General features: G+C 69.4%; 9 protein-coding genes. 2 read left to right on the top strand and 7 right to left on the bottom strand.

The features are described 5' to 3' along the window. The first annotated feature begins 508 nt into the window (after window positions 1-508). Window positions 509-685 (top strand): hypothetical protein, encoded by a 177-nt coding sequence (locus AW271_RS39665; protein ID WP_157554154.1) that lies wholly within the window; start codon window positions 509-511, stop codon window positions 683-685. Between the two features lie 141 nt (window positions 686-826). Here AW271_RS39665 and AW271_RS14685 read toward each other — a convergent pair whose 3' ends face one another. The 7 genes from AW271_RS14685 to AW271_RS14655 form a co-directional block, all read right to left on the bottom strand. Next, entirely contained in the window at window positions 827-1,846 is a 1,020-nt protein-coding gene (locus AW271_RS14685; protein WP_062337035.1) for a TerC family protein, read from the bottom strand. Next, the gene (locus AW271_RS14680; RefSeq protein WP_062337033.1) at window positions 1,843-2,400 is read right to left on the bottom strand and encodes a hypothetical protein; all 558 of its coding nucleotides are present in this window, start codon (window positions 2,398-2,400) and stop codon (window positions 1,843-1,845) included. Before AW271_RS14680 ends, AW271_RS14685 begins: the two co-directional genes overlap by 4 nt. A 1-nt stretch (window position 2,401) precedes the next feature. Next, the gene (locus AW271_RS14675) at window positions 2,402-3,808 is read right to left on the bottom strand and encodes an Nramp family divalent metal transporter (RefSeq protein WP_062337529.1); all 1,407 of its coding nucleotides are present in this window, start codon (window positions 3,806-3,808) and stop codon (window positions 2,402-2,404) included. Window positions 3,809-4,047: 239 nt separating this feature from the next. Next, on the bottom strand, window positions 4,048-6,174 hold the full coding sequence (locus tag AW271_RS14670) for an acetate--CoA ligase family protein (protein ID WP_062337031.1): 2,127 nt from the start codon (window positions 6,172-6,174) through the stop codon (window positions 4,048-4,050). Between the two features lies 1 nt (window position 6,175). Further along, window positions 6,176-7,402 carry a formyl-CoA transferase gene (frc, locus tag AW271_RS14665; protein WP_062337029.1) on the bottom strand — a complete coding sequence of 409 codons (1,227 nt, stop codon included), beginning with the start codon at window positions 7,400-7,402 and terminating at the stop codon, window positions 6,176-6,178. 8 nt (window positions 7,403-7,410) lie between these two features. Then, window positions 7,411-9,093: a thiamine pyrophosphate-binding protein gene (locus AW271_RS14660; protein WP_062337026.1), complete on the bottom strand. Its 1,683-nt coding sequence runs from the start codon at window positions 9,091-9,093 to the stop codon at window positions 7,411-7,413. Window positions 9,094-9,223: 130 nt separating this feature from the next. After that, on the bottom strand, window positions 9,224-10,417 hold the full coding sequence (locus AW271_RS14655; RefSeq protein ID WP_062337024.1) for a molybdopterin molybdotransferase MoeA: 1,194 nt from the start codon (window positions 10,415-10,417) through the stop codon (window positions 9,224-9,226). A gap of 73 nt (window positions 10,418-10,490) precedes the next feature. Between AW271_RS14655 and AW271_RS14650 the strand changes: the two genes are divergently transcribed. After that, window positions 10,491-11,474 carry a 2-dehydropantoate 2-reductase gene (locus tag AW271_RS14650; RefSeq protein WP_062337023.1) on the top strand — a complete coding sequence of 328 codons (984 nt, stop codon included), beginning with the start codon at window positions 10,491-10,493 and terminating at the stop codon, window positions 11,472-11,474. The last annotated feature ends 30 nt before the right edge of the window (window positions 11,475-11,504 follow it).

The raw sequence follows: 11,504 nt of genomic DNA, 5'->3' as shown, positions 1-11,504 counted from the left end.
CCTCGGCCAACGGGCAAGGGTCCGAGCACCTGATTCGAAGAGTGACCACCGACAAATCCGAGGCTGGCTGCCCGTGCCCTGACTCGCTCACGATCCACCCACGCCCTACCGCTCAGCAGCCGAAGCGTCTGCCGGCTTTCCAGATGAAGGTGACGCGGAGAATCGTCGCGTGAATTTCAGGCGAAGTGAATTCATCGCACACGGAGTCGGCTGATCTCTTTGGTCACCCCCATCCCACAACGGAAAACACCCGTGTTTCCACGCGTGAAACCCGGCCCTAATGCCCCGCTGGGAAACTCGTAAGGGCTTCCGGATACGGAAACCCGCCCAGCTGTTCCGCACCACCGCACGGTGTCACCGCCCACGACATCCCCGACGATCGATCCGGGAGAGCGAACGGGCAACACACCCAAAGACCCGCCGGCCCGCCCGCACCGGGCAGCCGGCGCACCCGATACCCGGGGCTTTCCCGGGTAGTGGAGAACAGTCCCGAAGGAGGTGTATTCGCATGAAGTCGTTCTTCGAGAAGCTGCGCGCCTTCGAGGGCCCGCTGGGCGCCTCGGCCGACGGCCGCCCGATCGGGCTGGGCCTCGCCACCGCGCTGCGGAAGGCGCGTTCCGCCGATGGCGTCGAGAGCCACGTCCGCCAGTGGGCCACCGAGCCCGTCAAGGCCGAACAGCGCTGACCCGCCCCCTGCCTCCGGCGTCGGACTGACGCGTGTGATCCACGCCGAGGTCCGACGTCATCCGGGGGCCGGCTAACCCAACACCGATGGCCCGAACGGCCCCCGTGGGAGCGGAACCCACGGAGGCCGGGTGAAGCAGGGTCAGCTGTCGATGTCGGCCTTCTGGCGGTCCTCCTCGCCCGCGTCGTCTTTGGGAGCCGGGGGCTCGGCCGCGGCGCGGCGGTCGTCCATGCGGGTCTTGATCAGGCTGGCGATGGTCGTCACGATCAGTGTTCCGATGATCACGCCGAGGCTGACCGCGATCGGCACCTCGGGCGCCCACGAGACGCCGTCGTGGTGCAGGGCTTCCATGATGAGCTTCACGCCGATGAAGGCGAGCACGACCGACAGACCCTTGCTCAGATAGACGAGCCGGTCGAGCAGGCCGCCGATCAGGAAGAACAGCTGGCGCAGGCCCATCAGCGCGAACGCGTTGGCGGTGAACACGATGTAGGGCTCTCGGGTGAGCCCGAAGATGGCCGGGATCGAGTCGAGGGCGAACAGCAGGTCGGTGGTGCCGATGGCCACCATGACGATCAGCATCGGGGTCACCACGCGGCGCCCGTTGATGCGGGCCGTCATCGCGGCGCCCTGGTACTTGTCGGTCGAGGGCAGCACCCTGCGGACGGTGCGCAGGGCGATGTTCTCGGAGAACTCCGCCTCTTCCTCCTCGTGGCCGATCAGCTTCCACGCCGTGTAGATCAGGAAGGCGCCGAAGATGTAGAACAGCCAGTCGAACCGCGAGATCGCCCCGGCGCCGGCGGCGATGAAGCCTCCCCGCATGACCAGGGCGATGATGATGCCGATCAGCAGGACCTTCTGGCGATACTGCCTCGGCACCTGGAACCGGCTCATGATTATGAGGAAGACGAACAGGTTGTCGACGCTCAGCGAGTATTCGGTGATCCATCCGGCGAAGAACTCTCCGCCGTGGTCGCTGCCCCACAGGACCCAGAGGCCGATGCCGAACACGACGGCCAGGCCCACGTAGAACAGGACCCAGCTGACGCACTCGCGGAACGACGGCTCATGCGGGTTGCGTGCGACCAGCCAGAAGTCGAACGCGAGCACGAGGGCGAATCCCGCGACCGTGGCCACCCAGACCCAGGCGGGAAGGTTCATCGGACTCCTTTCGTCTGGCCCTTTCCACGTGCCTTCCGGTTACGGCGTTGGTGGTCGAGGGCCTCGGCGTGCTCGATATAGCGCTGAAGCAGGGTACGCGCCACAGGGTTGCGTCCTGCCAACCGGATCAGCCAATGGGGCATGAGCCGTTCGTGGAGCCAGACGAAACCGATCGCGAAACCCAGGCTGACCAGCGCCTGATAGGCGAGGAAGCCCGCCACGCCGCCCGCGAGGACGACCTGGCCGTCGAGGATGAGTCCGGTGCTGACCTCCTGGGTCAGCCGGGAGAGCGGGAAGGCCAGCAGCCAGAACAGCCCGGCCGGGGCGAACAGCCCCGGGCGGAACGGGCCGCCGAGCCCGCACAGCGTGCTGAAGAGGCCGCCGAACAGGCCCAGCGGGAGGGCGAGCGTGAGCGCCGAGACGGCGGCCCAACCGGCGGGCTGCCCTGCGATGAGGGTCAGCCCGCCGGCCATGGCGCCGCCGACGGCTCCGATCGCGAGGCCGGGGAGGGCGAGCTCCGCGGCCTGCCGGATGGAGGGTCGGTCGGGCGCCATGTCAGCCGACCACGACGCCGTAGGCGAAGAGGCTGTAGAGGAGCATGCCGAGGTAGAACACGGCGCCGAAGCCGATGATCAGGTTCGACCACCACTTGGGGCGGATCGGTTTCGGCAACATGCGGTTGTTGACCAGGAGCAGTGTCACGCAGTAGGCGCCCATGGCGAACGTCGACAGGAACGCCAGCGTGTCGAGGATGCCGCTCGGTCCGTCGGCCGGGCCGAACAGCAGGATCAGGATGCCGAAGGCGATGACGCCCCACAGGAAGGCCGCGTAGAGGTGCGACATGCGCATCTTCTTGGCGCCCTTGACGAAGTGGTAGGTCATGTCGGCCTGGCCGCGCGAGAACGAGTCGAACAGGCCGAGGGTCGCGTTGAGACCGATGAGCGAGATGAAGCCGAGGAAGATGACGCCGAGGACCGAGCTGCCCGCCGAGGCGAACGAGTCGGCCATGGCCGACAGGGCGGCCTCGCGCTCGCCGTTGGCGATGATCTCCTTGACGCCCGGCGTCTGCCGCGTCGCCGCCTGCGCGATCACCGTGAAGGAGATGGTGACCAGCATGGTGACGCCCCAGAAGAGCAATAACGCGTCGAAGGTGACCCAGCGGCGCCAGCCGCGCCACTTCTTCATCTCCTCGGGGTTGTTCGTGTCGAACATGAAGCCCCGCGCGGGCATCTGCTCTTCCTCGCCCGCGTGCCGCAGGCCGCGGATCTGCGGGATGTGCGCGCCCATGCCGGCGCCGGAGTCACGCAGGTGCAGGGTGTACCACATCTGCTGCATTCCGGACGGACCGGCGAAGGCGATCGATCCCACGATCACCGGGAACCACGTGGCCGTCAGCGCCCCGTCGGGGATGTAGCCGATGGCGAACATGCCCGTGACGGTGCTGACGACGTCGCCCCAGGTGCCGACCATGGCGGCGACGATCGCGGTGCCGATCACCAGCGCCCCGATCAGGATCGACAGCAGGCTCTCGAGCAGGCTGTAGATGACCTTGGCGAGGCTGAACACCACCCCGACCAGGAGCAGGCCGCATACCGCGGTCACTGTCCATGGGATGCCGGTTATCTCCTCGAACGCCGCCGCGCCCGCCGACAGGTGGCCCGGCCAGATGTAGACCGCTATCGCGACGACGAAGAAGAACCACATCAGCGGCTTGAAGACGCGCGCTGCGCCGAAGAAGATGCTCTCGCCGGTCGCCATGGCGTAGCGGGCCATCTCCAGCATGACGACGGCCTGCAGGGTCACGCCGACGAGGAACAACCAGCGGATCTCCGGCCCGAACAGCAGCACCAACCGGGGCCACATGTACGACTCGCCCATGCCCACGCCGAGCGCGACGAGGAACACGGTGGGCCCGAGGATGTGCACCGACGGGGGCGCGTCGGGCAGGGTGCGGATGGGCATCGGCTCCAGCTTGCCCGCCCGCCACACTTTCTCTTCTTGTCCTGCGGTGGCAGCCGTGGGTTCGGTCGCCGGTGTACTTGACGTGTCCACGTATGGACCTCCTCGGGAGTTGATTGGTCCCGCCTGTCCCCGATTCGCCCCCCTCTTGGGTCTCCGGTCGTGGTCACCGGAGCGTCGTGCGCCGGCCCGCCGTGCTCAGGTGCGGCGGGCCGCCGCGGTGTGTGTGTGCGGGTGGTGCGTCAGCCGGGCATGAGCCCTGCCGCCCTGGCCCAGCGGTATTTCGCGCCGAGCACGGCCACGGGCTTCTCCGTGGTGTAGGGGTAGGCGACCACGCCGTGGTCGAAGAGGTATTCGCAGGCCTCTTCGACCTCGGTGTCACCGGCCAGTGACGCGACGACCGGCTTGTGGTTGCCCTTGGCCCTTTCCTCGGCCACGACGCGCGCGACCAGTTCGGCGAAGACCATCGGGGGGGTGACGATGGTGTGCCAGTAACCGAGCACGAGCGCGTGGATCCGGGGGTCGGTGAGGCCGAGCCTGAGGGTGTTCTCGTAGGTGGACGGCGGCTCGCCGCCCGTGATGTCGATCGGGTTGCCCGCCGCTCCGAACGGCGGGATGTAGGCGCGGAACGCCTCGTCGAGGTCGGGCGGGATCTCCATGAGAGTCAGCCCGTTGTCGACGCAGGCGTCGGAGAGGAGGACACCGGAGCCGCCCGCTCCGGTGATGATCACGACGTTCTCCCCCTGCGGAGTGGGCATGATCGGCAGGGATCGGGCGTATTCCAGCATGTCGTTGAGCCCGGGGGCACGGACCACACCGGCGTGCCGGAGGATGTCGTCGTAGACCTTGTCGTCACCGGCCAGTGCGCCGGTGTGGGAGCCGGCGGCCTTCGCGCCCATGGCGGTCCGGCCCGCCTTGAGCACGATGACCGGCTTCTCCTTGACGACCCGCTGCACGGCCTCGACGAAGCCGCGGCCGTCTTTGAGGTCTTCGAGGTGCATGGCGACGCACTTGGTGTTGTCGTCCTGCTCGAAGAAGGTGAGGAGGTCGTCTTCGTCGACGTCGGCCTTGTTGCCGACTCCGACGATCGCGGAGACGCCCATCCGGGTGGTGCGGCTGAAGCCCAGGATCGCCATCCCGATGCCGCCGCTCTGGGAGGTCAGCGCAACGTGTCCTTGCACGTCGTAGGGGGTGCAGAAGGTCGCGCAGAGATTCTCGGGGGTGTAGTAATAGCCGTAGATGTTCGGGCCCAGCATGCGTACGCCGTGCTTGCGGGCGATCTCGACGACCTCCCGCTGGCCCTCGACGTTGCCGGTCTCGGCGAAGCCCGAGGGGATCATGATGGCGCCGGCGACGCCCTTCTCCCCCGCGGCCTCCAGGGCGGCCGGCACGAACGCGGCCGGGATGGCGAAGACCGCGACGTCGATCTCGCCGGGCACGTCGGCGATGCTCGGATAGGCGGGTAACCCGAGGATCTCGGAGGACTTCGGGTTGATCGGGTAGATGTTGCCCCGGAAGCCGCCGTTGATCAGGTTGCGCATGACCGAGTTGCCGATCTTCCCGGTCTCGCCGGAGGCGCCGATGACGGCGACGGCGCGCGGGCGGAAGATGCGGTTCATCTTGGCGAGGATCTCCTCGCGCGGGATGCGCGGGGTCTCCACCGGCGGTTCGGCCGACAGGATGATGCGCACGTCGGCGGCCACGGCGCCGTTCGCGGACGCGAAGACGGGGTTGAGGTCGACCTCGGCGATCTCGGGGAAGTCGGCGACCAGCGCGCCGACGCGCTCGATCATGGTCGACAGAGCCGCCCGGTCGGCCGGTGCGGCTCCGCGGGCCCCACGCAGCACTTCGGCCGCCTTGATGTCGTCCAGCATCGCCAGGGAATCATGCACTGTTAGGGGGGCGAGCCGGAAGGTCACATCCTTTAACACTTCGACCAACGTTCCGCCGAGGCCGAATGCGACCACCTTGCCGAACGTCTGGTCGGTCACCGCACCGATGATCACCTCGTGGCCGCCGCCGACCATCTGCTGCACCTGGACGCCGTCGATGACGGCACCGGCGTCGTAGGCCTCGGCGTTGGCGATGATCTGGGCGTAGCCGGCGCGGACGGCCTCGGCCGAGGCCACGCCCACCAGGACGCCGCCGGCCTCGGTCTTGTGCAGGATGTCCGGGGAGACGATCTTCAGCACGACCGGGAACCCGATTGAGGTGGCCAGCTCGACGGCGTGGTCGGCCGACGTGGCCAGGCCCTCACCGGGGGTGGCGATGCCGTAGGCGTCGCAGACGAGCTTGCCCTCGGGAGCGGTGAGCGCGGTGCGCCCCTCGGCCCGTGCCTTGTCCAGGATCTCCCGGACTTCTGCCGACATCTCAGATCACTCCGTTCGTCTTCAGCTCGGCCAGCTCCTCGGCCGTGACCCCGAGCCGCGTGTAGATCTCGTCGTTGTGCTCTCCGAGCAGCGGCGGCGTCGTGATGTCGACCGGGGAGCCGGAGAGCTGGAGGGGGCTGCCGACCGTCGTGAACTCCCCGCGCTCCGGGTGGGGGACGGTGACGACCGCGCCCTCGGCGCGCAGCGACTCGTCGTCGATGAGCTCGGCGGTGGACAGGATGGGCCCGCAGGGCACGTTGGCCGCGTTGAGCCGGTCGAGGACGGTCCATTTGTCGTGCTGGCTCGACCACTCTTCGATCAGCTGGAACATCTTGTCGAGCTTGTTGAGCCGCGCCTCGGGGGTGGCCCACTCGGGGTCGTCGGCCAGCTCGGGGCGGCCGATGATCTCGGAGACGGGTTTCCAGCCGACCGGCTGGACGATGACGTAGATGTAGTCGTTGGGCCCGCCGGGCGCACACCTCACCGCCCAGCCGGGCTGGCCGCCTCCGGAGGCGTTGCCCGACCGGGGCACCTCGGTGCCGAAGGTGCGGTTCGGGTATTCCTTCAGGGCGCCGTGGGCCAGCCGCTGCTGGTCGCGCAGCTTGACCCGGCACAGGTTCAGCACGGCGTGCTGCATGGCGACCTGCACCCGCTGCCCCTGGCCGGTGGACTCGCGCTGGTAGAGCGCGGCCAGGATGCCGGCGACGGCGTGGACGCCGGTGCCGGAGTCGCCGATCTGCGCGCCGGTGGCCAGCGGCGGGCCGTCTTCGAACCCGGTGGTGGCCATCGAGCCGCCCATCGCCTGGGCGATCACCTCGTAGGCCTTGAACTTGGCGTACTTCCCGCCGCCGAAGCCCTTGATGGACGCGTAGATGAGGCGGGGGTTGAGCTCCTGGAGCCGCTCCCAGGAGAAGCCCATGCGGTCGACCGCGCCGGGGCCGAAGTTCTCGACCAGGACGTCGGACTCCTGAACGAGCTTGACGAACAGCTCCTTGCCGCGCTCGCTCTTCATGTTCAGCGTGATGGAGCGCTTGTTGCAGTTGAGCATCGTGAAGTAGAGGCTGTCGACGCCGGGCAGGTCACGCAGCTGGCTCCGGGTGATGTCGCCGGTCGGGGCCTCCAGCTTGACGACGTCGGCGCCGAGCCACGCGAGCAGCTGCGTCGCGGACGGGCCCGACTGCACATGGGTCATGTCGAGGACGCGGACGCCCTCCAAGGCCTTGGGCATGCCGCTCCCTACTTGTACATCGTCTGGTTCATGGTCCCGGGGGCGTAGACGTCGGGATCGACCCACACGTTGATCAGCGCGGGCTTGCCCGACTCACGGGCGCGCTCGAGCGCCGGCCGGATGTCGGCGGGGTCGCGGACCTCTTCGCCGTAGCCGCCGAGCATGCGGGCGAACTCGTCGTAGCGGACGTCGCCGAGGGTGTTGCCGACGCGGCCGCGGTCGTTGCCGTACTTGGCGGCCTGGCCGTAGCGGATCTGGTTCATCGACGAGTTGTTGCCGATGACGCCGATGAACGGCAGGTCGAAGCGGACCATCGTCTCGAAGTCCCACCCGGTGAGGGAGAAGGCGCCGTCGCCGAACAGGCACAGCACCTCCTTGTCGGGCTCGGCGTACTTGGCGGCCATCGCGAAGGCGACGCCGACGCCGAGGGTGCCGAGGGGGCCCGGGTCCATCCAGTGGCCGGGCGACTTGGGCTGCACGACCTGGCCGGAGAAGGTGACGATGTCGCCGCCGTCGCCGATGTAGATGGTGTCTTCGGTGATGAACTCGTTGATCTCGTGGACCAGCCGGTAGGGGTCGATCGGCGCGGCCGCCGAGAGCTGGCGCGGAAGCCGCTTCTCGAACGCCTGCGTCTCGACCGCACGCAGCTCCTCGATCCACTCCTTGCGCTTGGCGGCGCCGTTGTCGACCCGGCCCGACGCGGCCTGCGCGGCGGCGGCCAGGATGAGCCCCGCGTCGCCCACGATGCCGAGGTCGATGTCGCGGTTCTTGCCGACGGTGCGGTAGTCGAGGTCGATCTGCACGACGTTGGCGGTGCTGGACAGCCGCTTGCCGTAGCCCATGCGGAAGTCGAACGGGGTGCCGACGATGATGATGAGGTCGGCCTCGTTGAAGGCGTAGCGCCGCGACAGCTGGAAGTGGTGGGGGTCGCCGGGCGGGAGGGTGCCCCGGCCGCTGCCGTTCATGTAGGCGGGCACGTTGAGGGCGCGGACGAAGTCGATCGCGGCGTCGGTGCCGCGGGTCGTCCAGACCTGGCTGCCGAGGAGCACGCAGGGCTTCTCGGAGTGGACGAGCAGGTCGGCCAGGCGCTCGATCGCCTCGGGGTCGCCCACCTGGCGGGTGGAGGCGCGGTAGCGGCCGGCCTGGGGGATGCGGGCCTTGGCCACCGGCACGCTGGCGTCGAGCACGTCGCGCGGGATCTCGAGAAACGACGGGCCGGGCGCGCCGTTGTAGCACTCGCGGAACGCCATCGACACGATGTCGGCCACCCGCTCGGTGGAGGGCACCGTCGCGGCGAACTTGGTGATCGGGGTCATCATGTCGACGTGGGGCAGGTCTTGCAGTGAGCCCATCTTGTGCTGGCTCAGGGCGCCCTGGCCGCCGATGAGCAACATCGGGCTCTCGGCGCGGAAGGCGTTGGCCACTCCGGTCACGGCGTCGGTGGTGCCGGGACCCGCGGTGACCACGGCGCAACCGGGCTTGCCGGTGATGCGCGCGTAGCCGTCGGCCGCGTGGGCGGCGACCTGCTCGTGGCGCACGTCGATCACGTCGATGCCCTCGTCGACACAGCCGTCGTAGATGTCGATGATGTGGCCGCCGCAGAGGGTGAAGATCACGTCGATCCCCTCCGCCTTGAGCGCCTTAGCGACCAGGTGACCACCGGAGATCTGTTCCGGGGCTTCTTCCGTCATCAGGGCCGTCCTCTCAAAGACGTTTCTGCTTTGCGTCTACGCCATACTGCATACCGTATGAGGAACATGGTTACCCCCGGCTTCCGAGGATGTCCATACCTTTCCGGCGGGTTACAAGATTTCGAACCGGTTACCGCGCGGGCAGGGCGAGGAGCTCCACCGGGCCGCTGTCGTAGCCGGGCGGTATCACGGCGAGGGCGTCGGCCATCGCCGCCCCGCGCAGCGACCCGGGCTGGTCATGGCCGACCGCGATCGCGCCCCGCGCCGATCTCCAGACGGGCACCAGGCGGGTGTCGCGCGGATGGGCGCGCACCGGCCCGCTGACGGCACTGAGCTCGCCTTCCGGCTCGGGCCGCCCGTTGAGCGCGCGCAGCACCGGCGCCAGCAGCGTCAGCGCCGCCGCCAGGGCGGCGAACGGATTGCCGGGCAGCCCGACCACCAGCCGCCCGCCCGGCAGCCGGGCGAGGGCCTGCGGATGGCCGGGCCGCACCGCGACGCCGTCGACCAGGACCGCCGCGCCGAGCCGGCCGAGCACCCCGCGCAGGTGATCGGCCGGCCCCTTCGACGACGCGCCGCAGACCACGACGACGTCGGCCCCCGGTTCCCTCAGCGCGGCCTCCAGCACCTCGGCGCCGTCGGGCAGGTGACGCGGCGGCAGCGCCTCGCCGTCGGCCCAGGCGATCAGCGGCGGCAACATCGGCCCCACCGCGTCGCGCACCAGCCCGGCCGCCGGAATGCCCGAACCCACCACCTCGTCACCGGTGACCAGCACCGACACGACCGGCCTCGGCCGCACCCACAGGGTGTCGTGGCCGAGCCCGGCGGCCAGCCCGAGCACGGCCGGCGTCACCAGCGCCCCCGAGGTCAGCACGACCGCGCCCTCGGAGACGTTCTCCCCCCGCCGCCTGATGTGGCGGCCCGGCTCACAGTGACCGCTGATCGACAGCCCGGCCTGCTCCGTCTGCTCGTACGGCACCACGCACACGGTCCCCCCGGGCACGGGCGCCCCCGTGGCGATCTCCACGGCCTCGCCCGGCCCGAGTTCCCGGGGGAACGGGACGCCCCCGGCCAGCACCTCGCCGACCACGTGCCACGGGCCGGGGCCGCCGACCGCGTAGCCGTCCATCGCCGAGACGTCGGCGCCCGGCAGGGCGACGAGCGCACGCAGCGCGTCAGCGAGCCGGCAGCCGTGGGCGGCCCGAAGCGGGACCTCGGCCGCGACCAGCGGCAACGTCGCCGCGGCGGCCAGCCGGCGGGCTCGATCCCAGGGCAGGTCGGCGGCCCCGGCGGCGTGTTCGGGCCGGGTATGCGACAGCACGGTCATCGGGCGACCTCCTTGACGACACCGTTGCCATACCGTATACCGAATGCACTGTCGACGCGAGAACGGAGCTAGTGTGAAGGTCGCTGTTCTTGGCGCCGGCGCCATCGGCGCGTATGTGGGGGCCGCCCTGCATCGCGCCGGCGTCGAGGTGCATCTGATAGCCCGCGGGGAGCATCTCGCGGCCATGCGGAAGTCAGGCGTGCGCGTGCTCAGCCCGCGCGGCGACTTCACCGCCCACCCGCACACCACCGACGATCCCGGCGAGGTCGGCCCGGTCGACCACGTCTTCCTCGGCCTGAAGGCCAACTCCTACGCGGCGGCCGGTCGGATGATCGCGCCGATGCTCCACGGGTCCACGACCCTCATCGCCGCCCAGAACGGCATCCCGTGGTGGTATTTCCACCGCCTCGGCGGCCCTTATGACGGCTACCGCATCGAGAGCGTCGACCCCGGCGGCTCGGTGACCGAAGCGCTCCCGCTGGAGCGCGCCATCGGCTGCGTCGTCTACGCCGCCACCGAGATCGAGGCCCCCGGCGTGATCCGCCACCTCGAAGGAACCCGCTTCTCCATCGGCGAGCCCAGCGGCGAGTTGTCGCCCAGGTGCGCCGAGTTCAGCGACGCCATGGTCGCCGGCGACCTCAAATGCCCGGTCGAGGCCGATCTGCGCCAGGACATCTGGGTCAAGCTGATGGGCAACGTCGCGTTCAACCCGATCAGCGCGCTCGCCCGCGCGACGATGGCCGGCATCTGCCGCCACACCGGCGCCCGCGAGCTGGTCAGAACCATGATGGAAGAGACGGTCGCGGTCGCCCAGGCGGTCGGCTGCAACCCCCACATCTCGATCGAGCGGCGGCTCGCCGGGGCCGAGAAGGCCGGCGAGCACAAGACCTCCACGCTCCAGGACCTGGAGAAGGGCAAGCCGCTCGAACTCGACGTGCTGCTCTCGGCGGTGGTCGAACTGGCCGACCTGACCACCACCCCGGTGCCCACGCTGCGTGCCATCCACGCCGTCACCGACCTGCTCGACACCCAGACCCGGCTTGTCGGCGCAGCATGACCGCACATACCGTAGTCTGTATACAGAATA

Source organism: Herbidospora sakaeratensis, from assembly GCF_001570525.1.
In the GTDB taxonomy this organism is placed as follows: Bacteria; Actinomycetota; Actinomycetes; order Streptosporangiales; family Streptosporangiaceae; genus Herbidospora; species Herbidospora sakaeratensis.
Note: the sequence above shows the minus strand (reverse complement) of the source record. Positions and strands in the feature narration are given on the sequence as shown.